Origin of the sequence: Cytobacillus dafuensis (genome assembly GCF_007995155.1) — a bacterium.
Taxonomy (GTDB): domain Bacteria; phylum Bacillota; class Bacilli; order Bacillales; family Cytobacillaceae; genus Cytobacillus; species Cytobacillus dafuensis.
On the sequence record NZ_CP042593.1, the window covers coordinates 989,608 to 1,015,294 of the forward strand.

Sequence of the window (25,687 nt, forward strand, 5' to 3'; positions counted from 1 at the left end):
CAAACATGAAAAAATTATTAATTGCACTAGGCGTCGTAATGATTGCCGGTATTGCCTTTTTAATAGAGGGTATGAATACAGATGAAAGTAGCAAAAAAACTGATGTTAAAATGCCTGAAACAATTTTATCAGCAGCTGAACTTATGGATCTTAAAGCAGATTATCCTTCAAATAATGAGCAACATGAAAAATTAGGGTTTGATTGTGTCACTTGCCATGGTGATTTTAAAGATCCGAATGAAGTTCCCCCTATGGAAAATGAACAGTGTTTTACTTGCCATGGTGATTCTAAAAAAGTGGCAGAACGCACATCGTTTTTGGATGAAAATGAAGTGAATCCACATGATGGATTTCACCACAAGGAAGATTTAGATTGCGCTACTTGCCATCGCGAACATAAACCATCGACAAACTATTGTGCAAACTGCCATGATACAAAAGTTTGGATGAAAGATACTCCGTAAGGAAAGGTGGTCAAAGAAAATGAATGAGAAAAAAGGATTAAACATAAAGCGTTTTTTTAAAGGAAAAGCGGGTCTCTATACAACGATGCTCGTTACCTCATTTGCAACCATTTTATTTGCTTTCCTGTTTACTGAGGTCATTCATGCAACAGGAGATGTGAAATTTTGCAGCAGCTGTCATGAAATGGGAAAGTTTGTTGAAACATATGAACGTGATACGCATGGTGGAGCTAACGCAGTTGGTGTGAAGGCAGATTGTACTACATGCCACTTACCACAGGATTCATCAGTTGATTATGTGGCAGCAAAAGTTGTTTCAGGTACAAAAGAGGTTGTTAAGCACCTCACTGGAAATTACTCTGAAAAAGAATACTATGAAAATCGTAAAAATAGAGAAGAATTTGTCTATTCTAGTGGCTGTATCTCCTGCCACCAAGAAATAGAAAGCGGTAATTTAAAAACAGATAATGAGAAGGCAAAGAAAATGCACACTTATTATTTAAGCAAAAAAGGAACGGATACAAAGATAGAGTGCGTATCCTGCCATACAGATGTAGGTCATAACGGGGAATTACGCCATGAATTAATTGATATGGACACCTACCCAAATGAGGAATAGAAGGAGGAATAACGATGGATCGTCGTACCTTTTTAAAAGCTAGTGCTATGTCTGCAACAGCCACTGCTCTCTCAGTTTCTAGTTTTGCACCTTTAGTCGATGCTGAGGAAAACACAGATGTGAAGTTTGATGAAGTATTTGATGTAATAGTTGTCGGAAGTGGTATCGCTGGAACGACTTCAGCGATCACTGCTGCTGAACATGGAAATAAAGTGCTTGTTGTTGATAAGATGAACATTTTTGGTGGAACTTCACTTGTTAGCGGGTTGAATTTTTCTTGTGTCGGAAGTGATGAACAAAAGGCACAAGGTATAAAAGATAGTCCAGAGCTGATGGCTGAAGATATGAGAAAAGTATCAGATGATTATGGTGATCCAGAATTGGCTCTTACGGTTGCAAGAACGACGGAACGATTCTATCATTTTTTAAAGGACAGAGGGATTGTGTTCAAGCAGTTCAAACAGCTTGGCGGACATTCCGTTGCTAGGGCTGTTTGGGCAGGGGGCGGAGCATATGTCATTAGACCTTTGCATGATTATATTCAAAAAAATCTTTCAGACAGGCTTACGATGCGTAAACGCTGCAAGGTAGACGACATTGTATTTAAAGATGGACGTGCGATTGGGCTTAAAGTACGGGAAAATTACTATTTCAACTTTGATGATCCTGAGCATGATGATGAGACGAATAAAACGGGTAAGGTGAAATATATTGGTGCCCGGAAAGGAATTGTCTTCGCAAGTGGAGGCTATTGTCGCGACAAAAAGCTATTAGGAGCTGAGTCAGATATTCTTGCAGGGACGAATAGTGATGCGAATCCTGGTGCTCGTTCTGGAACATTAAAAATGCTAATGAAGCATGGTGCACAAGCCGTGAACTTATCTTTATTCCGATTAGCGTACCCAATCCCAACAGAGGATTTAATGTGGGGAATGCTTATCAATCCAGAAGGCAAACGCTTCGTTAATGAGTTTGGAAATCGTAATACGATTGGGATGACGATTCTAAAAGAAAAGAAAAAATTTGATGGAAAAGCACCATTATTAATATATGACCAAACAGGTGCAGATAATTTCCATGATAAACAGAGATTCACACTGAGTATGGAAGCGAAAAATGGATATGAAGGAACGATGTATAAATTAGATACGCTTGAAGAAGTAGCGAAATTCTTTGAATACGAACCGAAAATATTGAAGAAGGCAGTCGATGATTATAATGCTGCGATTGATAGCGGGGTAGACAAAGAGTTTGGAAAGGACTTTACGCAAATGAATGGAGCAGCATTGAAGAAAGCTCCTTTCTATGCAATGCGCTTGACACCAAAATGTACGTATACACCTGGTGGAGTAAGAATTACGAAAGAAGCACAAATGATTAATAGTCAAACTGGCGAGTTGTTTGAAGGATTGTTTGCTGCGGGAGAAGTAACTGGTGGAGTTCATGGAGCGATGCGGTTAACAGCATGCTCAATGCCGGACTGCGGTTCGTTTGGTCTCATTTCTGGAGATAATGTTTCAGCGATGAAGCCAATAGATCTATAGATGAATAGAAAAGAAGCTGTCCGGCGAGTGGACAGCTCCTTTCTTTTTAATAACTTTCAATATATGTTTGGACTAATTGCACCTGTACTGGCTGCAGGAAACACAATTGTTTATAAGCCATCTGAAGTGACTCTCCTTACCCCTACAAAGCTCTTTGAAATTTTAAAGGAAACATTACCTTCTTTACCTTCTATATTATCTGGTTGGCTTCGCGTTTTAATAGCATAAGCTTTTCAACATTAGGGATGGTTTGCTACATCATAGTACTCGCTTTAATTGCTATCATCATTCAAATAGGCGGCGAAAAAATTGCAGTTTATGATAAAAGAAAATCATAAGTTAGTATTATGACAATATTGTAAGATTTTCCTCTACCCTTGTAATCTAATTCACTTTCTCGAAATGTCAAACTTCATTAAGATTTGATACAGAAATGCGAGTTTAGGAGAGTGATTAGATTGAACACATTGCAGCCGGTGGAACAGAATAAACGCATTCAGATTGTGGATGTGCTGAGGGGGATTGCCATTTTAGGAATATTGTTAGTGAATATGGCACACTTTAGTTATCCTGATGTATATTTATCGATGGTTGGAAAGGAAAACTTTTTTACCGAACAATGGAATACTGCTGATCATATTGTTCGTGTGCTTTTGGATATTTTTATCCAAATGAAATTTATATTGCTGTTTTCTTTATTATTTGGCTTCGGCATGGTTGTGATGATGGAACGGGCCATAGAAAAAAACAGAAGATTCGTACCCGTCTATATTCGTAGATTGCTGGCCTTGCTTCTATTCGGAGCGATACATGCCTTTCTTATTTGGGATGGCGATATTTTAATGGATTATGCCTTACTTGGCTTTGTTCTGCTGCTTTTTAGGAAGGCTAAGGCAAGGACATTAGTGATTTGGGCTATTCTTTTTTACACACTGTTTGCTTTACCTTTTGTATTATCAAGTTTCGGTTCAGCTGCACAGCCTGGGATGGAAGAGTGGCAACAATCAATGGAGGGGGAGGCAAAGCAAGCATTAGAGGTGTATGGGAATGGAAGCTTCATGGACATTGCTGAGCAGCGTATACATGATCGCATGATGTATATGTCAATGAATGGCATGCTTTCAGGTCCACTTTTATATTTTTATTCTTCGCTGCCATACTTTAGTATGTTCTTAGTCGGAGCGGCCATGGCGAAAGCAAGAATTCTACATAAGCCTGAAGAGAAACGTAAAGTTTTAAAGCAAATATGGATATTAGGATTCATGATCGGTGTGCCTGCAAATCTTTTATTTGGTTTAAAAGGTCAGGAAATCTGTATTTTAATTGGTGCTCCATTCATGATGCTTTTTTATATAACATCGATTACCTATTTGTTTAATAAAACTCGGATGAAAAAACTATTGCTCCCATTTTCAGCTGTTGGAAAAACAGCCTTTACGAATTATCTTATGCAATCAATAATTGGAACCTTGATTTTTTATAACTATGGTTTTGGTTTATATGGAAAGGTGAATCCATTTAACGGGTTTCTGCTAACAATCGGAATTTTTGCCATTCAGATGGTAATCAGCCATTTTTGGGTTAAATGCTTTGCATTCGGACCATTTGAATGGATTTGGCGTATGATAACCTATTTAAAACCACAACCTTTTCTAAAAAAATTATAGTCTTGGAGTATAGCTCGCCAATTTGGCGAGTTTTTTCAGCTTCTATATCTTTTGTATTGTAAAATAATAATAGTCAGGCTGAAAGGAGTATCAAAAAGTATGTATAAAATTTATGTTGTGGAAGATGATCGCAAAATGGCTTCGATTATTTGTCAATATTTTAAGAAGTATGGCTATGATGCACATTATGCTGAGGATTTTGATTGTGTTAAGCAAGAGTTTATTCAATATCGGCCTGATCTTGTTATATTAGATATCAATCTGCCTTCCTTTGATGGCTTTTATTGGTGCAGACAAATCCGTGGATTATCGAATATACCTATCATCTTTTTATCAGCTCGCTCAGGAGAGATGGATCAAGTATTTGCCATTGAAAACGGTGGAGATGACTATATCACGAAACCATTTCATCTTGAGGTTCTTCTCGCGAAAGTGAAGGGTGTCATCCGCAGAACTTATGGAGATTATGCGATTCCATCAGATCATAATGTCTTTGAAATGGATGGACTATTCTTATATCGAGATAAAAATATCATTGAATATAATGGAGAAAAAACGGAGTGCAGCCCAAAGGAGTTTCGCCTGCTTGATTGTTTAGCGAAGAAAGCTGATAAAATTGTTTCAAGAGATAAGCTTTTGGAAGCTATTTGGGATGAAATCGATCTTGTGGATGACAATACGTTAAATGTAAATATTAGAAGAGCTCGTAAAAGGCTTGATGAAATAGGGATTCACGATGCGATTCAAACGATGCGCGGACAAGGATATATGTTGAAAAAAAGCTGGAGGCGGCCATAATGAGCTTTTTTCAATTTTTATTCGATAGGTTCGCCTATGTGATTGTTTACTTTATTACTATCATTCTCGTTCTGCTAGTCGTCAAGCTAGGATTGTTCGAAAGTGGAGTATCTATTTCTACTAGTAATCTTTTTTATATCGGCCTTTTATCTATTGTCTTGCTTTTGATTTATTTGTTTATAGATTACTTAAGACAGAGACCTTTTTATGTTGGACTAAACAATGCTTCAAAAGAAGCCGACCTTCAATCATTTTTAAAAATGACAGCAGTAACGCGAGAACAGCAAGTGTTTAAACAGCTTTGTGAAGAGGCTTATCAAGATTATGCTGAGAAGTTGTATGTGTATGAGGAACAGCAAAAGCAAAACTATTATTTTACGAATCGGTGGACACATCAAATGAAGACACCTTTGTCAGTTATTCGTCTCATGCTTGAGGAAGAAGAGGAATGGACAAAGGAAGAGCTATTAGAGCAAATTGATGAAGAAACATTGAAGCTGCAAGATGGATTACAAATGATGCTTTCAACTATTCGCATGCAAAAATTCGAGCTTGATTTTTCTGTTGAAAAAATTGAACTGCTATCGTTTATTCGCTCTATTTTGCATGATAAACGTAAAACCTTTATACGCTATCGTATTTTTCCAAAGCTTGAAACAGATTATGAGGAAATGATGATTGAGTCTGATAAAAAATGGCTGACCTTTGTATTGGAACAATTATTACATAATGCATTAAAGTATTCACATGGGAATAAGAGCGAAGACTCTAAGTATATAAAAATAGCAATAGAGTTAACTGAAAATAAAATTAAGCTGACAATCACAGACAAAGGCATCGGAATCAAACGGGAGGACCTCCCTAGAGTATTTGATCCTTTTTTTACAGGGGAAAATGGCCGAAGGCTGCAGGAGTCAACGGGAATGGGGCTTTATTTAGCGAAACGGATTTGTGATCAATTACATCATCCGATTATGCTTCATTCAGTTGAAAATGAAGGGACAGTGGTTGAGCTTCATTTTCAACAATCATTTGATTATTATGAGTTTGCACGTGATGAAAGGTGACAAGATTATCATCTCAGAGGGTAAACAAAGTATATTACCTTTTCAGGCTGATTGAAAACGCTTGTCTTTCAAGGCACGAAGCCTTACGAGGAGCGGAGTTACCGTGGATGGGTAATGAGCACCGCAGGAAGGTGAGTAACGAAGAAAGCGAGCGTTTGACAACAGCCTAAGATGACAAGATTGTCATCTTTCTCTCTTTCTTTGTCATGTTTATCGATAGTGACAAGACTATTTTTTGTTTAAATTAGACTTAATGATATGACAAGGGGGATGGAACATGCTATTACGAGCAACCAATATTACGAAAGTTTATACATCCAAAAAAGGGAGCTATTCTCACCACGCTCTTGACCAATTCAATCTTCAAGTTGAAAAAGGTGAGTTCATCGGGATAATGGGTCCGTCTGGAAGCGGTAAATCAACACTATTAAATATATTAGCTATGATAGACAAGCCTTCAGCAGGAACGGTAGAAATCGATGGTGTGAATACAAGGCAGCTGAATGATAAAGAACTGGCACTTTTTCGTAGGAAAAGGCTTGGATTTGTATTTCAGGATTTTAATTTACTAGATACTTTGTCGGTAAAGGAAAATATTCTGCTGCCTCTCGTGCTCGAAAGTATGCCAAAAAAAGAAATGGAGAAAAGGCTTGCTGACATTACAGAAGTTCTTGGAATTGGTGAAATATTACTTAAAAGGACTTATGAAATTTCAGGTGGCCAGCAACAGAGAACAGCGGCAGCAAGAGCTCTTATTCATAATCCTGAGCTGATTCTTGCAGATGAACCGACAGGAAACCTGGATTCAAAGGCTGCCCAGTCTTTAATGGAGGCATTGGAGAAGTTAAATAAGGAGCAAGGACGGTCCATTTTAATGGTAACTCATGACCCGTTTGCAGCAAGCTATTGCAATCGAATTGTATTTATTCGAGATGGGAAACCGTATACGGAAATTTATAGAGGAGAAAAGAGACAAGCCTTTTTCCAAAAAATCCTTGATGTTCTTTCGATGCTGGGAGGTTCCTTTGATGACATTTCGTCAGCTCATTCTAAGTAATATTAAAGGAAACTTCCAAAAATATAGCTCGTATTTTTTAAGCAGCACATTCACGGTTTTTATTTTCTATTTATTTTCTGCTTTTATCTTTCATCCAAGTGTGGAAGGGCAGAATATTCACGAAATCATTACGATACTAATAATTTCGTGTGAGATTGTTATTGTCTTTTTTACTGTTTTCTTTGTCCTTTATTCCAATTCTGCCTTCATGAAGTCTAGGAAGAAGGAATTTGGACTTTTGAAGCTAATAGGGCTTGAGAATAAACAGATAGCGAAGCTTGTATTTTTTGAGTTTACGATCATTTCAATTGGTGCGATTACGGTTGGCATTTTGTTTGGAGTATTATTTTCGAAGCTGTTTTTTATGGGGATTAATGCGATTTTACAGCCAGAAATACCACTTGCTTTTATTGTTCCACTAAAAGCGATCATGACAACGATTATCGTGTTTTTTGCCTTATTTGAATTCATTACCCTTATTGGACTGAAGGAAATTAGAAATAGTGAAATTATTGAACTCATTAAGGCTTCTAAAAAACCGAAGCAGCCACCAAAATATTCACTTGTGCTTGTTATACTAGGCGTTCTACTATTAATAGGAGGGTATGCACTAGCGGCAGTATCAAACTTAGTCATTCTTTTCTTCTCGATGATTCCCATTTTAGTGCTAGTCATTCTAGGTACGTATCTATTATTTGGGCAATTATCGACAGCTGTATTGTATAGATTGAGGGATTCCTCCTCACTTTATTGGAAAAAAACGAATATGACAACAATCAGCATGCTTGTTTTTAAAATCAAGGATAATGCGAGAATTTTAAGCATAGCAACCATTTTAAGTGCAGTCGTAACTTCAAGTATGGGGCTTCTTATTTGGTTTAATCATTTTTCTGGAGTTGCCATCCGCGGTCCACAGGATTTGATTATTTTGCAAAAAGGGTTGGATGAGAAAGAAAATGATTCGTATGATGAAGTGTCTACTCTTGCAAAGGAGCATGAGGTAGAAATAAAGCACTATGATAAAACGGTTGTTTTGCCATCAACGGTTACACTTCGAGATGAAAAAGTCTCCCCGATGTGGATCATGTCAGAAAGTGATTATAATAAACGAGCTAAACAGATGAAACATGTTGAGCCGCTAAATATCAATGATGGAAAAGCTGTGTCTATCTCTCCGTTTGATCCATCGGAAGGAAAAAACTATCATCCGCCTAAGTATGAAGAAAAGGAAATGAAGATTGCAATTGCTGGAGGAATGGATACAATCGAGATCCAGTCATCCATATACGAAGTAACATTCATTCGGGGTCAGGATGGTGGAAATGCATTTCTTCTTGTCGCCGATGATAAAATCTTTGAGAAATGGGCGGGTGTCTTTCCGCGTCAGGAGCAGCTTGTCCTGCATGATTATTATTTCGGCGATTTAACAAATGCAAGCAATTTATTAACTGACTTAATGAATCAAAAGAAAGACGCAACAATTTCTATTTATGATGGTTTTACAAACTATCTTGATATTAAAATGGGAAATAATCTTCTCTTATTTATCGGACTTTTTATCTCGATGCTGTTTTTCCTTGCGTCTGGAAGCTTAATCTTCTTCAAGCTGATGACAGAAATTGATGAGGACCGGCAAGCATTTGCGATCATGAGGAAATTGGGCATGACAGATGGAGAGGTTAGGCGTTCGGTGTCGGTGCAAATGGGGATCCTATTTTTCTTACCAGTAGTCGTTGGGACAGTACACACCTTTTTTGCCTTTAATAGCGCACGTGTAGCACTAGGCGCACCAACTGTCTTTAATACGGGGATAATTGCAATTGGTTTTTATTTGGTATTCCAGTTTGTATACTTTTTTATTACGAGAGCCATTTATATGAGAAAAATTCTTCAGAAATAGAGCTGATATTTCAAAAAAAATCCTCCTTTTGAAAAAAGGAGGATTTATCTATTAAGATTCGCTTTTCAACAAGCGTACACTTTCATCAAATTCTTTTTCAATTTCTTCATTATGACGATACGTAATCAAGCTGACAACGTATGAAAGGATTAAGTTGATCGCAAAGCCTGGAACGATTTCATATAATGTGTCCCCAAGGCCAACATTCTTCCAAATGATAACCGTTAAAGCTCCAGCAATCATACCAACAATGGCACCCCAATTGGTCATCTTTTTCCAGAATAAGCTTAGAAGGATAACCGGGCCAAATGCCGCACCAAAGCCTGCCCATGCATAAGCAACTAGGCCAAGAATTGTATCATTTTGTTCAAAGGCGAGTACTGCTGCTATTAGTGAAATCGTTAATACAGCCATACGGCCAAAGAAAACATACTCTTTATCGGTTCCATTTTTTCTAAACAAAATTTTATACAAATCTTCAGTTAATGCACTTGACGTAACAATCAATTGTGAAGAAATCGTACTCATAATTGCTGCCATAACGGCTGCTAATAAGAATCCAGCAAATAAAGGATGGAAGAGAATCTGTCCTAATGTTAAAAAGACAGCTTCTGGATTGTCTAATGTATATTGGGTGTTCTGATGGAAAAAGGCTAGTCCAATTAAAGCTGTGAAAATTGTTCCAATTAATGAGAAAATCATCCAGCCCATTCCAATTCTTCGAGCACTTTTTGTTTCTTTAACAGAACTAATAGCCATAAAGCGGACAATAATATGAGGCTGTCCAAAATAGCCTAAGCCCCATGCCAATGCAGAAATAATACCTAAAGTTGTTGTACCTTTGAAGAAATCAAGCATAGTCGGATCAATTTCACGAATCGTATCAAATGTCCCACTAAAACCACCTGTTTGAGATAACGCTAATATTGGAACAAGAAGTAAGGCAACTAACATCATTATCCCTTGAATAAAATCTGTATAGCTTACCGCTAGGAAGCCGCCAAATAACGTATAGGCAACAGTAACACCGCCAACAATTAAGAGTCCAGTGTGGTAGGTTGAACCAAAGGAACTTTGGAAAAATACTGCTCCTGCAACCATTCCGGATGAAATATAGAAAGTAAAGAAAACAAGAATAACAAGTCCAGAAACAATTCTTAATAGTTTTGTTGAGTCCTTAAAACGATTTTCAAGATATCCTGGGATAGTAATGGAATCATTTGCAACCTGAGTGTAGGTACGTAATCTAGGTGCAACAAGAAGCCAGTTTAAATAGGCTCCAACAGTTAAACCTACAGCAATCCAAGCATCTGCTAAACCGCTTACATATATGCCTCCAGGTAAACCCATCAACAACCAGCCGCTCATATCTGCTGCTCCTGCACTTAAGGCTGTTACTGCAGGCCCGAGTGAACGGCCCCCAAGCATGTAATCTGTAAGGTTGCTCGTTTTTCGATATGCGTACCAGCCGATAAAAAGCATCATCGCCATATAAACGCAAATCGAAATGAGCTGAAGACCTGTATCTGACATTTACATCCCTCCATTTTTTGAAATTTGAATTTATAAAAATAGGATTAAAACTATAAATATTCTAACATTAAATAATAAAAAAAACGATGTAAAATTTTTCTAAAATAATATATACAACATAAAAATAGTGGATTCCATTAAAGAATCGCACTATTTTTATTATACACTCACTCAACTTCTTTAAGCATATTTTCAATATTAGTTAAGCGGTTATTTAGTTCTTTAATTGCCTGCATTTGTTCTTGCTGATATACAGCGTTCTCTTTGTCTAACTTTAGTCTTTCATCAGCTCTTGATTCCATCCTTCGTACAATCCGAATAACAAAAATGATGATTAGAATAGTAATGAGCAAAGGGATGAGTAATGATCCAAATGCAAATAATTGAAAAAGTATATCCCCCATAAGAACCTCCATAATTAAATAATCTTCTTTACCTTAAATAATTTAATCCTTTCGATTTTTTATTGTGATACTTTCTGCAGCTTTAGCGATTAATTCCTCATTTAACGGAATGTTAAAAGAAATTAGTTCGTAATATTTCATTGCCTTCCCGGAATCAGAAATTTCATGCTGACCTTTAATTAGCCCTGCATCCTCTAGCTTTTGTAGATGTAAATAAAGCAAGGGTCTGCTAATGCTTAACATCCGAGCTAATTGACTAACATATTGCCTTTCTTGTTGGAGAATGCCGATAATTTTGATCCGATATGGATTAGACAATGCTTCAAGTGTCTTTAACAACTCGTCGCCAAATAGTATATCTTTCATATGTAATAATTTTATTACATGTATAAATAAATTGCAACAGGATAATAAAATTTTCTAGTATTTTTGTAAAACAGAATATATTTGGTGGAATTCCTCTCAAGTGTTAAGATCATTAATGAAAGATAGTATAAGAAATGATTGGGTGAACAAATGAAAAAAGAAGAGTGCTTAAAAGTGAAATCAACATTTGTTAAAGGTTTACAATCTGGCAATCCTCTCATCACAGAGGATTGCATTGCCAATATTCCAAATGGTCTTGCTGAAGGGCAAATCATTAGCTTTTTTGATGAGAAGAATCGATTTATAGCCAAAGGCTATTATGGTAAGCAGAATAAGGGGATAGGGTGGATCTTAAGCAGAGATCAGCAGGAGCAAATTGACCAGGTTTTTTTTGAGAGAAGAATAAAACAAGCAATGGATTGCAGAAAAATATTTTTTGATGATCCAGACACTTCGGCCTTTCGTATCTTTAATGGGGAAGGCGACGGGATTGGCGGGCTGACCATTGATTTCTTTGCAGGGTTTTATTTAGTTACATGGTACAGCGAGGGAATTTATCATTTTAAAAATGAAGTGATAGAAGCGCTGCTTAATGTGGCAGAAGTAAAAGGGATCTATGAAAAAAAACGTTTTGCAATGAAGGGTACCTATTTGGAAGATGATGATTTCGTCACTGGAGAACGTGCAGCTTTCCCTTTAATAGTAAAAGAAAATGGGATCAACTTTGCTGTATATCTGAATGACGGAGCAATGGTGGGAGTATTCCTAGATCAAAGGAATGTTCGAAAGGCAATTCGGGACAAATACGCAAAAGGAAAAACAGTATTAAATACCTTCTCTTATACAGGTGCCTTTTCAGTAGCTGCGGCATTGGGTGGTGCAGTAAAGACAACTAGTGTAGATCTTGCAAACCGCAGCAAAAGTAAGACGATTCAGCAATTTAGTCTAAATGGCATTGACTATGAAGCGCATGACATCATTGTCGAAGATGTGTTCAATTATTTTAAATATGCAGTTCGGAAGCAACTGAAATTTGAAATGGTCATTCTCGATCCTCCGAGCTTTGCACGCTCAAAGAAACATACATTTAGTGCTGGAAAGGATTATACAGGTCTTCTTGAGGAAGCAATTCAAATAACAGAGAAAAATGGAATTATTGTTGCTTCTACAAATTGCAGTACTTTTAACATGGGTAAATTTAAAGGCTTCATTGAGAAGGCATTTAATAAAAGAGGAATAAAATACAAAATTCTTGAGGAATTTAGTCTCCCAGAGGATTTTAAGACGAAAAAGGAATTTCAAGAAGGCAATTACTTAAAAGTGGCGATTATTAAGAAGTTGACATGAAATGAATTAGGATGCAGCCCGTATGTTAAATAGAATACGGTCTACATCCTAATTTGTATTTTGAACAAATATTAAACGACACCCTGTACAATCATGGCATCGGCTACACGAATAAAGCCGGCAATATTCGAGCCCACAACGAGATTCCCTGGATAGCCATATTCATCAGCAGCTTTGACACTTTGACGATAAATATTCGTCATGATCATGTGAAGTTTCTCATCCACTTCATCAAATGTCCATGCAATTCTTGCGCTGTTTTGGGCCATTTCTAAGGCAGAAACCGATACTCCCCCAGCGTTAGCTGCTTTGGCAGGTGCAAAAAGAATATCATTTTTCAGAAATACATCGATCGCAGCTAATGTGGATGGCATATTGGCTCCTTCCCCAAGTGCCTTGACTCCATTCGCAACCAGTATTTTAGCAGAGCATTCATCTATTTCATTTTGAGTCGCACACGGAAGAGCGATGTCACAAGGAATGGACCAAATACCAGAACAGCCTTCCACATATTGAGCATGAGGATGTTCATTCACGTATTCATATATTCGTTTACCTTCAACCTCCTTCAAGCGCTTGACTGTTTCCAGATTAAGTCCGTTTTTGTCATAAACATATCCATTCGAGTCACTGCAAGCAACAACCTTAGCACCTAATTGCATCGCTTTTTCAATAGCGTATATAGAAACATTTCCCGAGCCAGACACGACAACAGTGCTGTCGCTAAAGCTAAGTCCTTTGTCAACTAGCATTTCTTCGACAAAGTAAACAAGACCGTAGCCTGTTGCTTCCGTACGTGCTAAGCTTCCTCCATATCCAAGCCCTTTTCCAGTTAGAACTCCTGCTTCATAGGCGCCGCGCAGTCTTTTGTACTGTCCATACATATAGCCGACTTCTCTTGCCCCGACACCGATATCTCCAGCTGGAACATCGGTATCAGGGCCAATATGCCTGAATAATTCAGTCATAAAGCTTTGTGTGAAACGCATGATTTCACCATCTGATTTTTCCTTTGGATCGAAATCTGAGCCGCCTTTTGCTCCACCGATTGGCTGTCCTGTTAGGGAGTTTTTGAAAATTTGTTCAAAGCCGAGGAATTTAACGATGCTAGCATTGACTGTAGGGTGGAAACGGATGCCACCTTTATAGGGACCAAGCGTACTGCTGTACTGGACTCGGAATCCTCTATTTACCTGTACTTTTCCCTTATCATCTGTCCAAGGAACTCGGAAAGAGATGACTCTCTCAGGTTCAACGATTCTTTCAAGGATATTTTGATTCATATATTTTGGATGCTTTGAAAAAACAGGCACGAGTGAATCAAAAATTTCTTCAACAGCTTGATGAAACTCAGTTTCAAAAGGATTTCTAATCTTCACCTTTTCAAATATTTCATTTACATAATCAATCGCAGCTCTGGACTCGTTCTGTTTCACTTCCTCTAAAGTTTGCATATTTATCAAATCCCCTCTATATAAAATGTGTAAATAGCAAAGTGAAATAATATTAATAATGAATAATTATTAAAATAAATGGATTTTCTCATAAGGAAATTTTATAATGAAAAAATAATCTAAACAATATGAATATTAGATAAGAATCATGCCGTCATGAGATTAATGGGCGAGGTGAGTCATTTGGAATTAAGGCAGATCCAATACTTTATGGAGGTTGCGAAGAGAGAACATGTAACAGAGGCTGCCGTTGCATTGCATGTTGCACAATCAGCGGTTAGCAGGCAGATTTTTAATTTAGAAGCTGAGCTGGGGGTGGATTTATTTATCCGTGAGGGCAGAAATGTTCGGTTGACTCCGATAGGAAAAATATTTCTTGGACACATGGAGGAAGCGATGAATGTGATTGAAAATGCGAAACGGGAGGTGGATGAGTATCTAGATCCAGAAAAGGGGACGATTCGCATTGGTTTCCCAAGCAGTCTTGCTGCCTATACACTGCCAACTGCCATTTCTGCATTTAGCAGAAAGCATCCAGAAGTGAAATATCAATTACGTCAGGGCTCCTATCAAAGTTTAATAGATGGGGTAATAAAAGGTGAAATCGATATGGCGCTTCTTGGTCCTGTGCCAAAAGATGAGAAAAAAGTGTTGGGAAACATTTTATTTACCGAAAAAATAGTTGCTCTATTGCCAGTAAGACATCCTTTAGCTGATAGGAAATCGGTAAAGCTAAGCCAATTGCGGGATGATTCATTTGTATTGTTTCCGAAAGGATATATTCTACGTGAAATTACAATGAATGCCTGCCACCAGCAAGGATTTCAACCGTATGTGACATTTGAAGGAGAGGATATTGACGCGATAAAAGGCTTAGTCTCAGCAGGTCTTGGTGTAACGCTAATTCCAGAAATAACGTTAATTGACAGCTTGCCGCGCCATACAGTAAAAATCTCAGTTGAACCACAAGTTACAAGGACGGTAGGGGTCATCATTCCAAACGATCGTGAAATGCTCCCAACCGCGAAGCTATTCCACGAGTTCCTGAATGAATTTTTCAACATGCTAGGTGATTTCCAAAAATGAGAAGAAAATGATTAAGCGAATAAAATATTAAGAGCCTGTTTTGAACAATCATTTATTCAAAACAGGCTCTATTATTTTTGCCAATCTATCACAGATTAACGGGCTGAAAAACCCTAACTGATTAAAATTTCACTTTATCGCAGATTAACGGGCAGTAAGACCCCCACTTCAAGGATTCGCGTATGCAAAGAAGAGTAAGTGGGGGATCAACTGCCCGTAAAGGCCCGATTGGTTCAACTAACCATCAGTGGGGGATGAACAAAAACCCCCACTGATGGAAGTTTCACTTTATGCTGATTTCTGAATAGTAGTGAGATATTCATTTCCTTTTTTGGAATCGAATCGGCCTTCCCACTTGGACATGACAACGGCAGCTAATGAGTTACCGATTACATTTACCACAGTTCGAGCCATATCTAGAATTCGGTCGATCCCAGCAATAAAGGCAAGACCTTCAACAGGGATACCTACAGTTCCTAAAGTCGCTAAAAGAACAACAAAGGAAACTCCTGGTACTCCGGCAATTCCTTTTGAAGTTACCATTAAAACTAACATTAATGTAATTTGTTCAGTAATGCTTAAGTCGATCCCATACATTTGGGCAATAAAAATGGCCGCAATTGCTTGATAGAGAGTAGAACCATCTAGGTTGAAGGAATAGCCTGTTGGAATGACAAAGGAAACGACGTCTTTCGGGCAGCCGTATTTCTCCATTTTCTCCATTATTTTTGGCAAAACGGTTTCTGAACTTGATGTTGAATAAGCTAAAATGAGCTCGTCTTTTAAGATCTTAATAAGATGGAAAACGCTTGTCCCACACATCTTCGCAATGCTGCCAAGAATGACAAGAACAAATAGGGCCATTGTGACATAAACTAATACGATTAATTTTCCAAGCGGAATTAATGATTCGACACCAAATTTTGAAACAGTGACTCCAATTAAAGCAAAAACACCAAATGGTGCGAATTTCATAATTTGGTTTGTTACCCAGAACATAGCATCTGCCGTCCCTTGGAAGAAAGCAAGGACTGGTTTTCCTCTTTCACCAATGGCAGCAATTCCTAATCCAAACATAACCGCGAAGAAAATAATGGCAAGCATATCTCCTTCTGCTAATGCTTTAACGATGTTTTGTGGAACAATATTAACAATAGTATCGGCAAAGCTATGACTTGTTACTTCTTCTGTCGTATTAACATATTGTTCAATGTCGCCTTTTGCAAGCTTGGACATATCGACGCCTTCACCTGGCTTAACAATGTTAGCAGCAAGCAATCCAACGATGATGGCTATTGTCGTTACAATTTCAAAGTATAAAAGTGTTTTTCCCCCAAGCTTTCCTAATTTTTTAATATCTCCGGTTCCAGCAACACCAAGAATTAATGTAGAAAGAACAATAGGAACAACAATCATTTTAATCATGCGAATGAAAATGTCACCAATTGGTTTTAAATAAGTTTCAACTTCTGGATTGCCATAAAAAATAGCTCCGACCGTAATCCCTAAGATTAGTCCAATAAGAATCTGATAAGCTAAACTAAGTTTAAACTTTTTCATCAGGTCACCTCTCCTTATAAAATGTGAAAACGCTTACAGTACCTAAAAATAAAGAATAAAATGATTATATGGCGAAATTATGAAATCCTACAAAATCCGACAAATTTTTTTAAAATTTTTTAAAAATTTTTATAGAATAAAAAGAGCCCGCCTCCAAAATTTTTTAGAGGTGGGCTTTTTTAGTAAGGGCTTCTCTTTATGACTGCTGTCGAAATTTCTCTACTGTTTCAACATACAATACTTGGAGAAACTTTTTTATATTAATTTTCGCTTTCATTGTTTCGGTACTGTCGGATTCAATTTTTTTCATTTGTACCCTAATTTCTTGTAAATCAAAATAACGAGGTGCATAATATTCAAATTTTGGATTCGTGTAATCGATGGTGCCTAATGAAGCTAAGCTATTTAGAGCTGCTATAATGGCCCTTCGAATTCGCTGTTCAATCGATTTACTTTCTTTTTTGATATTATCTCCGTCAGCTCCTTTCGAAATGGCTACTGCTTCGTATAATTCTTTTAAAGGCGGTAATACAGTACTGGAATTATTTCGATTCATTAAGATTTCCAACATTAAAACCATATCTTTGCTTCCGACTTCACCGATAATCCCCATATCATTCAATATAGATAAAGCGATTTCTCTCACGCTTCGCAGTCTTTGAGAAAAATTGGGTGATTCAATGTGAGCTAATGATTCCCGAATCGTTAATAGGGAATGCTTGAGATGAAATTGTTCCGCTGTCCTTTTAAGGATGCTATGTACTTCAATCCGATTAATTGGTTTATGGATAAAGAATTCGACCCCTTTTTCGTATGCTTCTCCTACCATTTCTTTATTTACTATTTGAGAAATCATAATAAACTTGCCTTTAAAGCCTTGCATTCTCAACTGTTCTATCGTTTCTATTCCATCCATTTCTGGCATAAGAAAGTCAATCAAGACAAAATCAGGACGAGTTGAAAGGATAGACTGAATGGCTTTCTGTCCGTTTTCTGCCACACCAATAACATGGCCGATTTCTTCTTCAACAATAATTTTTTCTAGCATTTTGCGGCTTGCCATATCATCATCAATGATAAAATAACGCAATTTCATTCAACTCGCTTTCTATAAAGTAAATGAAATTTTATAAAGTTAAATAAATGTACATTTTAAGTTATTAGCTGGTATTTGTAATCTGAAAGTTGTTCCTTTAGCAGAGGATTCTATTTTTATTTGTCCCTTTAGAGAATGTACTATGTCTTGTACGTGGGACAAACCAATCCCAGTTGCTGCCACACCGTGATCATTATATTTAGTCGTATAACCTGGTTCAAAAATAAAGGATAAATCCTCTTCTGAAATTCCTTTTCCGGTATCTTTTACAATGAATGCTGTGTAATCTGACTCATCAAAGATTTCAATATGAATAGTCCCAGTTTCCTCAATGGCTTCGATAGCATTTGCAGTAAGATTATTTAATATAGCAAGGAGAGGGATTTGCTGATCTGTTTCAAAATCTGTTGATAACTCAAAATGAAAGGTGATTTTTTTCCCTAGCAGCTCGCTATATTTTTCATTAGCTGTAACTACGATTCCGAGGACATCAGATAGTAAAACGACACCAATTTTCTTATGGGTCGAAATTTTAGAAAGTCCAGAAAGAATCCGCTGTGAATCTTTTTTCACTTCATGTATTTCTTGTGTGATGAGCAATGCTTGCTTGCTTAAATCTGAAAGATTTTTCTTTTTTAATTTACGATATAAATCATGGCTTGAAACTGTAATTTGCTCAATATTATCCAATGATTTCTGTAAATATAGGGTTTCCACGTATAATTCAGATCCAACTCCAAGCATTTCTTGCATCTGTTTCTTTTGTTCGGAAACAGTGATGGAGCTGTATAATCCAACAACAAAATAGCTTCTTAGTAAGGCTACGCCACCGAGTAATACCCATTCTTGTAGGCCTAAGTTCGCGTGATTTAATAGCCAATAGCGCATAAGATGTTCAGCGGTGTTTCCGATAAATTCGAAAATGGCTGCGAAAGCTCCAAGAAGAAGAGGATACGTTTTAAAATTCTCTATTTTAATGACACTAAATCCTAGAGCAAATAGAAAATAATAAAGAAAAACAGGCAAATGACTCTTAAAACTTATCCAAAAAGGAACATGATTAAAAAGTATATCACCAAAGATTCGAAAACAGATGACAGTAATTCCAGTGCTGATGCCTGTACGAATTAAAGAAACGGGTGGAAGAATAAGTATAAGCAGAAAAAAAGCAATGCTTCCTAATCCGAAACGAAAATCCTCCCCGCTGAAGGGGATCACTTTAATCTCACTAGCAATGGCGGTAAAAGCGGCAGTTAGAAACAATGAAGTCCATTCAGTTTTGTAAAAGCTTTTTCTAAAAAACATTTATTTCTCCTATAGTAGGTATAAAATAGATCAACTAAAATAAAAAACATATTTAATTATAATCTAATGAATATTATTCTTCAAAGTCTAAGTATATCTCATTCATGCTAATATCTTGTAATATATTAGGCAAAAGACTAAATTTTATTAAATGGTATATATGATAAAGCGACCAGAAGCAAGTGAGTATCCGGCTTATTATTTATCATATGTGGACTTAGTTCCTAAAGGGGATATTGTTTCTATATTAAATCAACAGAAGAATGAAATGATTGAATCGCTAAAAGACTTAACTAACCTGCAAGGCCTTTTTCAATATGCTTCTGATAAATGGACAGTAAAAGCAGTAGAATCAGTTGCAATTATATCTTTCAGAACTGATTGCCTATCGAGAAAAATACGGCGGCCAATATGATGTTGGTGCTGGATACTGGTACTAAAACAACTTATATCTAACATATTATTATTTGACAAAAAAAGAAGGGATGTAGCCTATGAATAATTACCATCCATATTATCAAAATTATATCAATCCATATTATCAAAACGGTACCAGTGGACAACGGGACCTTTCAGCAATTGAGCTTGTGAATCCTGATATTATCCAAACTCGCGAAGGGCGTATTGTCGACTATACCCATTTTACTATCACAGATGCTAAAGGGTACGAGAAGAAGTTAAATATGAAGGGTGCAAATCCTAGAGTTATGCCCTGGACTAGGGTATTTGTATCGATTGCAGAATTAGATGGAAACAATAATCCATTCATAGGTCTAGCTAGCATGGAAGTCCATAATGTAGTTCCATATGAGGACTATATAATTGTACGAGGGTATATTGGCTGGGAGAAGAACCTTAAAGCGCGACTTTCAATCCATTGGATGAATTAGCTCGATCATCATCCTAATACCTTCTCTGAACATGGATATACTTCTTTTAGCCCTTTTTTATCATCAGTTGTAGAAAAATGACTTTTTAAGAATGGAACAATATATAAAAGCGACTTTCGATAGAAAGTCGCTTTCAAGTTTAATCTAAACCATCAATAACAATTTCCTTAGCAGGCATAAAGACTTCACCTGTATTTAAGTAGTTAACCTTTACTTTATCGCCTTCTTTCAAGTAAATAGCAAGAGGACTGTTTTCTGAAGAAATCACATAGCTTTGTTTATTGTCTAATAGGAAGGTTACAACCGTGAAATCTCCAGATTTTTCTTTATAGACGCGGACAACTGTTCCGCTTACCTGTTTTTCCTCTGCCTTGGAGCTTCCATCTACTGTACCACCGCCTCTTTGCAAGGCAGTTTTATACAGCTTTAAAGCTTCATTTGGTGTATTGCCATACACAGAAATTTCTGGGTTGGCAGCTGATACGATAAAGTAATTTTGCAAAAAGCCGTTTGAATCAAGAACAGGTGTTAGCCAGCTTGCTTCCCCGTAAAAGTTATAAAGAACTGGCATTTCACCTTCCCATTTCTTTTCAATAAATTTCTTTTCGATGATTTGTAATGCACCTTGGGAATCCATGTATGATTCTTCAAGATTTCCTGTATAGTACGTTGCTTCGCCGGTTCTTGAATTGGTTAGAGAGTATCCAAGCATCGAATCGACGCCCTCTTTTGGACTTGTGAAATCAGTGAAATAATACATATCCCCATTTTCATCAAATATCGGACTAACATTCGCCTCTGTGCCTTCATCAGAAGGAAGCTTTACATCCTTTTTGCCAAATTTGCTATTCCAAAATCCGTGCACATAATTACCGAAGTAGCTATTTTGTAAGCTGACAACCTCGGGTGAAACTGCCCCGTCAATAAAGTCTGGAACATTCGCTAAACTATATTCCTTTGTGTCTCCATTTTTGGGATCTACCATCACAATCCCTTTTACATCAAAGCCATTTCGACCAGATACGAATTCACCAAATGAACGGATATAATAAGGCTTACCGTCATTATCAACCTCTAATTGCACATCGCCATAGAAAATATGTTTTGGATATTGCATCCGAATATGGCGTTCAAGGTTTTTATTAAAATATGAGGAAGGGGTATAGTTCATTTCAGCTCGAACAAATTTCGGATTTGCAGTTGAATCGGTTGCACTTATCGTGAAATATCCTGGTGTTTGATCACCATTCAACCACTTGAAAAATCCAGAAAATTCAACTGGGGCAATGTATACATAATGACCGTCTACCTTTTGAATTTGTAAATTTCCAAGTTCATAATAGCTTGTATTTGGAACCTGCCCGAATGCCTTTTTCATTTTATTACGTGCAAACTGAGGAGGAACACTTGCAGGCGTTTCTTTCTCATCAAACGTCTCAATTTCTGTTTTTTCTTTCATTTTAGCAATATCAAACTTTTCATCGGCATTAAAAAGGAATGAAGTTAGAAATATTCCCCCAACAATGAGAGTGCCTAGGAACAAAACCCCTTTGAACATTCTTTCCTTACCGGTAGCGAATAAAGTTCCACCAAGGGTTACGATATTAGCAAAGATCCATAAAGAGGTTAGGTTCCGATCTAGATTTGTAATATAATAGAAGGAAAAGACTCCTATAATTAATAAAACAATAACGGTGATAAGTACTCCCACATTTGACTGCTTTCCTTCTTTTTCCTTTGTTTTATTACTCTTTGAGAAAGGTATTAGCACAAGCGCAGATGCTAATCCCACAATGAGTGAAAATAGAAAAATGTTGCCCATAAAATCTCTCCTTTGAATAGCTTACATTTTATTACGGATTTTTACTTGAAAAAGTTTCAAGGGCGTTTTTCGGATTTTGATTCTATTTCTTGATCATTTTCTATGCCTTCTATATTTAATACTTATTTGTTATAAGAGCAGGAGAATATATAGTGACTCTAGAATAATGAAGAAATATTCATTAGAGTCCTTGAAACGAATGATAAAACATATTTGGTGTATTAGTGCCACGCTAAATGATACCCTGATAAATTTTAGGAGGAGCTATGCAAGAATTCCAAGTACAACAATTAAATAATCTGCTATGTAACAATTTAATCAATTTAGTAAAGGAAAGTAAGGAAGAGGGCTTCAATTTTCTTGAAAGATTAATGAATGAGTACAAGAGCGGTACAAATACATTTAATAAGAACGGGGAATCTTTGTATGGTGTTTTTAGTAAAGCGGGAGTTTTGGTTGCTGTTGGCGGACTAAATATAGATCCATTTTCAAAGCGTAAAAACATTGGCCGTTTGCGAAGATTTTATGTTGCGAAAAAATATCGGAGAAAAGGATTAGGGAAACTCTTGTTGAATAGAATTATTTACGATGCAGAAAAACATTTTCAAGTAATCGTGCTCCGTACAAATACAGAACAAGCAGATAAGTTCTATACTTCACTTGGATTTACTAAAAAAGAAAAGTTTTCAGGATCCACCCATTTTTTAAATTTAGGCTGTGTTAAAGCTTAGTGTTGATAATGCTAATTTGTTGTTGATTGAAGCGGAAGGCGAGTGCCTGCAGCGGAAATCATCAGAAGAATTATAACATAGCATAAATTAAAATTAATCGTGCAAATATAGATTGGGATATACGTGAAAAGAATGTGAAATTATACCTCTTTAATAAATGATCAATCTGAGGAATCCTATGAGAGATAAATAAATTCAAATAGGAGAGATACATCATGAGGAGATTTCTTTTCACAATATTTTTGACTTTTTCATTGATTTTCCCTTGGCATTCTCACAGTATAGCTTCAAATGCAAACATCCAACAAGATTCCAAAGAGTTAATGATTCAGGACATTCTTATGCTTTTTCTCGGCGAACCAATTGAAAAAGCCGTAAACGAATATTATTCGAAATTGTTAACTATAAATCCTCTTGTTTACCCGTATCAAATCGATGTGATAAAGGTTGAAAGATTAGGTGGATTTCGTACATTCCATTTTATGATTACACTAGAAGTAACACCGGTTGTGGGTGCACACAATTCTGTAGGAAAAGACCGGATCACATTCGAAATAGCTCCAACTATTCCTAGTCAGGTTAAACTAATGAAGTATGAACATATAGAAACACATGAATTACCGCCGAATTGCAGTACATCATTAGATAAGCAGTGAAATCTAATATGATAACAATGCTGTGAGGGTTTCGTTCATGATACATTCATTAGCGCGTAAACAGCTTTTGAACGATTTGAAAACCGTTCGAATACACCACTCATATGGAGTGGTGTATTTTTTGTTTGAAAATATATCAATTTATTAAGATTTTTGCCTCGTTGAAAAATTTTGTGACTTAAGCATGAAAAATTAAATATAAATTGACAGTTGTCCTCTTTTTTATTAAATTTTATTTATATTCAAAATTATTTGAATATACAAACAAGGGGGATGGAGATATGGCAAAGAAGGTGTACAAAAGTGATCTTAAAAAAAGGGGAGAGGATTTTGAAAAGATTGAACAGAGCAGTCAATTTCAGGAGTTGATGGCTGCCAAAAGGAAATTTTTGGTACCTTCAATTATTCTATTTTTTGGGCTTTATTTATTGTTTCCTATCTTGATTTCTTACACAAACTTAATGGATGCACCAGCAATAGGGGAAATATCATGGGCTTGGATCTACGCTTTATTATTATTTATTATGACTTGGGTAATGGCTACTATTTATATGAAAAAAGCAGCAGCATTTGATCATATGGCTGAGAAAATTTGGAAGGAAGATGATTTAGATAGGAGGGAAGCTCAATGAATGCTACTGTAATTATCCTGTTTTTAATCATTGTTGGGATGACCCTTGCCATTACTTATTATGCTGCCAAAAGAACGAATACAGCATCTGAATTTTACACGGCAGGCGGAGGGCTGACAGGATGGCAAAATGGCCTTGCTATCGCTGGTGATTATTTATCCGCTGCTTCCTTCTTAGGGATTGCTGGTGCGATTGCTTTAAATGGTTTTGACGGGTTCTTATTTAGTATTGGCTACTTAGTTGCTTATTTAGTTGTGTTATTTATTGTTGCCGAGCCGCTTCGTAATCTTGGGAGATATACGTTGGCGGATATGATTAATGCACGTTTTGACGCTAAAAAAATTCGCGCAACCGCAGCGCTAAATACAATTACAATTGTTATTTTTTATATGATTGCCCAATTAGTTGGGGCAGGTGCGTTAATACAATTACTATTTGGCATTCCTTATTGGGTTGCTGTAGTAATCGTTGGTATCATGATGACGATCTATGTTTTGTTTGGCGGTATGACGGCAACAAGCTGGGTACAAATCATTAAAGCTGTGTTGCTTATGGTTGGAACAATCATTATCTCGTTCATGGTTCTTGCGAAATTTAACTTCAATATTTTCGAAATGTTTACCACGATGAAAACAGCGACTCCACTTGGAGAAGCCTATTTAAATCCAGGTGTTAAGTACACTGTACCTTTAGATACAATTTCACTTATGATTGCGCTTGTTCTTGGAACTGCAGGACTGCCACATATTTTAATGAGATTTTTCACAGTTAAAAATGCCAAAACAGCACGCAGTTCAGTCATATGGGCGACATGGATTGTAGGAATTTTCTATGTTATGACTATTTTCCTTGGCTTTGGAGCTGCAGCGTTTGTTGGAGCGGATGTCATTAAGAGCAGTAATGCTGCTGGTAATATGGCGGCCCCTTTACTTGCTCAAGTTCTAGGTGGAGATATTTTAATGTCCTTTGTTTCAGCTGTAGCATTTGCAACGATATTAGCGGTTGTGGCAGGTCTTGTTTTATCAGGAGCTTCAGCATTTGCTCATGATATTTACGGTCAAATTATTAAAAAGGGAAAAGCAACAGAAAAGCAGCAAATGCTCGCTGCAAAATATGCTTCACTTAGCGTTTCCGTATTTTCTATTTTACTAGCATTATTTGCACAAAACCTGAACGTAGCTTTCCTCGTTTCCTTAGCGTTTTGTGTAGCCGCAAGCGCCAATCTGCCTGTTATTGTTTATACGATTTATTGGAAGAGATTCAATACGACAGGTGCAATGACAGGAATGATAGCAGGACTAGTGTCAGCATTGGTTCTTGTAGCCATTAGTCCTAGCGTTATGTCACCAGTAGCAGGTGCAGCATTAATTACCGGAGATCCAATTTTTCCACTAACAAATCCTGCCCTTCTTTCTGTTCCGATTGGATTCATTGGCGGAGTTATAGGAACATTGCTTTCGAATAAGCAAGATGCGAAGCGATTTGCAGAGGTAAAGGTAAAAGCGAATACTGGTTATAAAACGCAAGTATAAATATAATTTAAGCTTAGTTCGCAATTTGAGGGCTAAGCTTTTTTTGTTTTTTAAACTTCGGCTTACACTATGTAGGCTCTTTTTTTGTGCTTATTGGGGAATCGTCTTGAAAATGCGATTTACAACGCTGTTATAACCGTGTAAAATGACTAAAACT

The 25,687-nt window shown here is 36.8% G+C and carries 24 protein-coding genes and 1 pseudogene; 17 read left to right on the plus strand and 8 right to left on the minus strand.

All coding sequences use genetic code 11. The features are described from left to right. The first annotated feature begins 5 nt into the window (after nt 1-5). From FSZ17_RS04880 to FSZ17_RS04920, 9 genes and pseudogenes are all read left to right on the plus strand, one after another. Nucleotides 6-464, plus strand: a complete 459-nt coding sequence (locus tag FSZ17_RS04880) for a cytochrome c3 family protein (RefSeq protein ID WP_057776008.1) — start codon at nt 6-8, stop codon at nt 462-464. A 19-nt stretch (nt 465-483) separates the two neighbouring features. Beyond that, nucleotides 484-1,083: a cytochrome c3 family protein gene (locus FSZ17_RS04885; RefSeq protein ID WP_057776007.1), complete on the plus strand. Its 600-nt coding sequence runs from the start codon at nt 484-486 to the stop codon at nt 1,081-1,083. 14 nt (nt 1,084-1,097) lie between these two features. Continuing rightward, complete coding sequence (locus FSZ17_RS04890) at nt 1,098-2,627, plus strand: flavocytochrome c (RefSeq protein ID WP_057776006.1); 1,530 nt, start codon at nt 1,098-1,100, stop codon at nt 2,625-2,627. 75 nt (nt 2,628-2,702) lie between these two features. After that, nucleotides 2,703-2,798 (plus strand): annotated as a pseudogene (locus FSZ17_RS04895) (aldehyde dehydrogenase family protein); the annotation flags it as partial. 287 nt (nt 2,799-3,085) lie between these two features. Next, nucleotides 3,086-4,294 (plus strand): DUF418 domain-containing protein, encoded by a 1,209-nt coding sequence (locus tag FSZ17_RS04900; RefSeq protein ID WP_057776004.1) that lies wholly within the window; start codon nt 3,086-3,088, stop codon nt 4,292-4,294. Between the two features lie 99 nt (nt 4,295-4,393). Continuing rightward, complete coding sequence (locus FSZ17_RS04905; RefSeq protein ID WP_057776003.1) at nt 4,394-5,092, plus strand: response regulator transcription factor; 699 nt, start codon at nt 4,394-4,396, stop codon at nt 5,090-5,092. Beyond that, nucleotides 5,092-6,159, plus strand: coding sequence for a sensor histidine kinase (locus FSZ17_RS04910; RefSeq protein ID WP_057776002.1), 1,068 nt, complete (start codon nt 5,092-5,094; stop codon nt 6,157-6,159). Before FSZ17_RS04905 ends, FSZ17_RS04910 begins: the two co-directional genes overlap by 1 nt. A 277-nt stretch (nt 6,160-6,436) precedes the next feature. Further along, a complete protein-coding gene (locus tag FSZ17_RS04915) occupies nt 6,437-7,216 on the plus strand; it encodes an ABC transporter ATP-binding protein (protein ID WP_057776001.1) in 780 nt (259 codons plus the stop codon). After that, nucleotides 7,188-9,116 (plus strand): ABC transporter permease, encoded by a 1,929-nt coding sequence (locus FSZ17_RS04920; RefSeq protein WP_057776000.1) that lies wholly within the window; start codon nt 7,188-7,190, stop codon nt 9,114-9,116. The genes FSZ17_RS04915 and FSZ17_RS04920 overlap by 29 nt, the downstream gene beginning before the upstream one ends. Nucleotides 9,117-9,167: 51 nt before the next feature. Here the strand turns inward: FSZ17_RS04920 and putP are convergent, their stop codons facing one another. From putP to FSZ17_RS04935, 3 genes are all read right to left on the minus strand, one after another. After that, on the minus strand, nt 9,168-10,649 hold the full coding sequence (gene putP / locus FSZ17_RS04925; protein WP_057775999.1) for a sodium/proline symporter PutP: 1,482 nt from the start codon (nt 10,647-10,649) through the stop codon (nt 9,168-9,170). A 167-nt stretch (nt 10,650-10,816) separates the two neighbouring features. Continuing rightward, the gene (locus FSZ17_RS04930; RefSeq protein ID WP_057775998.1) at nt 10,817-11,053 is read right to left on the minus strand and encodes a hypothetical protein; all 237 of its coding nucleotides are present in this window, start codon (nt 11,051-11,053) and stop codon (nt 10,817-10,819) included. 42 nt (nt 11,054-11,095) lie between these two features. Continuing rightward, on the minus strand, nt 11,096-11,419 hold the full coding sequence (locus FSZ17_RS04935) for an ArsR/SmtB family transcription factor (protein ID WP_057775997.1): 324 nt from the start codon (nt 11,417-11,419) through the stop codon (nt 11,096-11,098). A 150-nt stretch (nt 11,420-11,569) separates the two neighbouring features. On the opposite strand from FSZ17_RS04935, the gene FSZ17_RS04940 reads away from it, so the two are divergent. Continuing rightward, a complete protein-coding gene (locus FSZ17_RS04940; protein ID WP_057775996.1) occupies nt 11,570-12,766 on the plus strand; it encodes a class I SAM-dependent rRNA methyltransferase in 1,197 nt (398 codons plus the stop codon). Nucleotides 12,767-12,837: 71 nt separating this feature from the next. On the opposite strand, the gene gdhA is transcribed toward FSZ17_RS04940, so the two are convergent. Then, nucleotides 12,838-14,220: an NADP-specific glutamate dehydrogenase gene (gene gdhA / locus FSZ17_RS04945; RefSeq protein ID WP_057775995.1), complete on the minus strand. Its 1,383-nt coding sequence runs from the start codon at nt 14,218-14,220 to the stop codon at nt 12,838-12,840. A gap of 183 nt (nt 14,221-14,403) precedes the next feature. Here gdhA and FSZ17_RS04950 point away from each other — a divergent pair, with 183 nt between their 5' ends. Continuing rightward, a complete protein-coding gene (locus FSZ17_RS04950) occupies nt 14,404-15,306 on the plus strand; it encodes a glutamate biosynthesis transcriptional regulator GltC (RefSeq protein WP_057775994.1) in 903 nt (300 codons plus the stop codon). 288 nt (nt 15,307-15,594) lie between these two features. Here the strand turns inward: FSZ17_RS04950 and FSZ17_RS04955 are convergent, their stop codons facing one another. The 3 genes from FSZ17_RS04955 to FSZ17_RS04965 all read right to left on the minus strand — a co-directional run bounded on the left by FSZ17_RS04955 (nt 15,595) and on the right by FSZ17_RS04965 (nt 19,267). Further along, a complete protein-coding gene (locus tag FSZ17_RS04955) occupies nt 15,595-16,866 on the minus strand; it encodes a cation:dicarboxylate symporter family transporter (protein ID WP_057775993.1) in 1,272 nt (423 codons plus the stop codon). Between the two features lie 196 nt (nt 16,867-17,062). Continuing rightward, nucleotides 17,063-17,956 (minus strand): response regulator, encoded by an 894-nt coding sequence (locus tag FSZ17_RS04960; RefSeq protein WP_057776060.1) that lies wholly within the window; start codon nt 17,954-17,956, stop codon nt 17,063-17,065. Nucleotides 17,957-18,001: 45 nt separating this feature from the next. After that, entirely contained in the window at nt 18,002-19,267 is a 1,266-nt protein-coding gene (locus tag FSZ17_RS04965) for a sensor histidine kinase (RefSeq protein ID WP_057775992.1), read from the minus strand. 160 nt (nt 19,268-19,427) lie between these two features. On the opposite strand from FSZ17_RS04965, the gene FSZ17_RS04970 reads away from it, so the two are divergent. Then, the gene (locus tag FSZ17_RS04970; protein WP_057775991.1) at nt 19,428-19,682 is read left to right on the plus strand and encodes a hypothetical protein; all 255 of its coding nucleotides are present in this window, start codon (nt 19,428-19,430) and stop codon (nt 19,680-19,682) included. A gap of 79 nt (nt 19,683-19,761) precedes the next feature. After that, a complete protein-coding gene (locus FSZ17_RS04975; protein WP_057775990.1) occupies nt 19,762-20,157 on the plus strand; it encodes a hypothetical protein in 396 nt (131 codons plus the stop codon). A gap of 139 nt (nt 20,158-20,296) precedes the next feature. Here the strand turns inward: FSZ17_RS04975 and FSZ17_RS04980 are convergent, their stop codons facing one another. Continuing rightward, on the minus strand, nt 20,297-21,979 hold the full coding sequence (locus FSZ17_RS04980) for a hypothetical protein (RefSeq protein ID WP_057775989.1): 1,683 nt from the start codon (nt 21,977-21,979) through the stop codon (nt 20,297-20,299). A gap of 266 nt (nt 21,980-22,245) precedes the next feature. On the opposite strand from FSZ17_RS04980, the gene FSZ17_RS04985 reads away from it, so the two are divergent. The 4 genes from FSZ17_RS04985 to FSZ17_RS05000 all read left to right on the plus strand — a co-directional run bounded on the left by FSZ17_RS04985 (nt 22,246) and on the right by FSZ17_RS05000 (nt 25,530). Continuing rightward, on the plus strand, nt 22,246-22,710 hold the full coding sequence (locus tag FSZ17_RS04985; RefSeq protein ID WP_057775988.1) for a GNAT family N-acetyltransferase: 465 nt from the start codon (nt 22,246-22,248) through the stop codon (nt 22,708-22,710). A gap of 215 nt (nt 22,711-22,925) precedes the next feature. Next, a complete protein-coding gene (locus FSZ17_RS04990; protein WP_057775987.1) occupies nt 22,926-23,366 on the plus strand; it encodes a DUF3888 domain-containing protein in 441 nt (146 codons plus the stop codon). 281 nt (nt 23,367-23,647) lie between these two features. After that, nucleotides 23,648-23,998 carry a DUF485 domain-containing protein gene (locus FSZ17_RS04995; protein WP_057775986.1) on the plus strand — a complete coding sequence of 117 codons (351 nt, stop codon included), beginning with the start codon at nt 23,648-23,650 and terminating at the stop codon, nt 23,996-23,998. Then, on the plus strand, nt 23,995-25,530 hold the full coding sequence (locus tag FSZ17_RS05000; RefSeq protein WP_057775985.1) for a solute symporter family protein: 1,536 nt from the start codon (nt 23,995-23,997) through the stop codon (nt 25,528-25,530). Before FSZ17_RS04995 ends, FSZ17_RS05000 begins: the two co-directional genes overlap by 4 nt. The last annotated feature ends 157 nt before the right edge of the window (nt 25,531-25,687 follow it).

Bases quoted from the DNA above. Each gene is read 5' to 3' on its own strand.
- FSZ17_RS04880 (WP_057776008.1), top strand. From the start codon at position 6: ATGAAAAAATTATTAATTGCACTAGGCGTCGTAATGATTGCCGGTATT.
- FSZ17_RS04885 (WP_057776007.1), top strand. From the start codon at position 484: ATGAATGAGAAAAAAGGATTAAACATAAAGCGTTTTTTTAAAGGAAAA.
- FSZ17_RS04890 (WP_057776006.1), top strand. From the start codon at position 1,098: ATGGATCGTCGTACCTTTTTAAAAGCTAGTGCTATGTCTGCAACAGCC.
- FSZ17_RS04905 (WP_057776003.1), top strand. From the start codon at position 4,394: ATGTATAAAATTTATGTTGTGGAAGATGATCGCAAAATGGCTTCGATT.
- FSZ17_RS04910 (WP_057776002.1), top strand. From the start codon at position 5,092: ATGAGCTTTTTTCAATTTTTATTCGATAGGTTCGCCTATGTGATTGTT.
- FSZ17_RS04915 (WP_057776001.1), top strand. From the start codon at position 6,437: ATGCTATTACGAGCAACCAATATTACGAAAGTTTATACATCCAAAAAA.
- FSZ17_RS04920 (WP_057776000.1), top strand. From the start codon at position 7,188: ATGACATTTCGTCAGCTCATTCTAAGTAATATTAAAGGAAACTTCCAA.
- putP (WP_057775999.1), bottom strand. From the start codon at position 10,649: ATGTCAGATACAGGTCTTCAGCTCATTTCGATTTGCGTTTATATGGCG.
- FSZ17_RS04930 (WP_057775998.1), bottom strand. From the start codon at position 11,053: ATGGGGGATATACTTTTTCAATTATTTGCATTTGGATCATTACTCATC.
- FSZ17_RS04935 (WP_057775997.1), bottom strand. From the start codon at position 11,419: ATGAAAGATATACTATTTGGCGACGAGTTGTTAAAGACACTTGAAGCA.
- FSZ17_RS04940 (WP_057775996.1), top strand. From the start codon at position 11,570: ATGAAAAAAGAAGAGTGCTTAAAAGTGAAATCAACATTTGTTAAAGGT.
- gdhA (WP_057775995.1), bottom strand. From the start codon at position 14,220: ATGCAAACTTTAGAGGAAGTGAAACAGAACGAGTCCAGAGCTGCGATT.
- FSZ17_RS04955 (WP_057775993.1), bottom strand. From the start codon at position 16,866: ATGAAAAAGTTTAAACTTAGTTTAGCTTATCAGATTCTTATTGGACTA.
- FSZ17_RS04965 (WP_057775992.1), bottom strand. From the start codon at position 19,267: ATGTTTTTTAGAAAAAGCTTTTACAAAACTGAATGGACTTCATTGTTT.
- FSZ17_RS04970 (WP_057775991.1), top strand. From the start codon at position 19,428: ATGATAAAGCGACCAGAAGCAAGTGAGTATCCGGCTTATTATTTATCA.
- FSZ17_RS04975 (WP_057775990.1), top strand. From the start codon at position 19,762: ATGAATAATTACCATCCATATTATCAAAATTATATCAATCCATATTAT.
- FSZ17_RS04980 (WP_057775989.1), bottom strand. From the start codon at position 21,979: ATGGGCAACATTTTTCTATTTTCACTCATTGTGGGATTAGCATCTGCG.
- FSZ17_RS04985 (WP_057775988.1), top strand. From the start codon at position 22,246: ATGCAAGAATTCCAAGTACAACAATTAAATAATCTGCTATGTAACAAT.
- FSZ17_RS04990 (WP_057775987.1), top strand. From the start codon at position 22,926: ATGAGGAGATTTCTTTTCACAATATTTTTGACTTTTTCATTGATTTTC.
- FSZ17_RS04995 (WP_057775986.1), top strand. From the start codon at position 23,648: ATGGCAAAGAAGGTGTACAAAAGTGATCTTAAAAAAAGGGGAGAGGAT.
- FSZ17_RS05000 (WP_057775985.1), top strand. From the start codon at position 23,995: ATGAATGCTACTGTAATTATCCTGTTTTTAATCATTGTTGGGATGACC.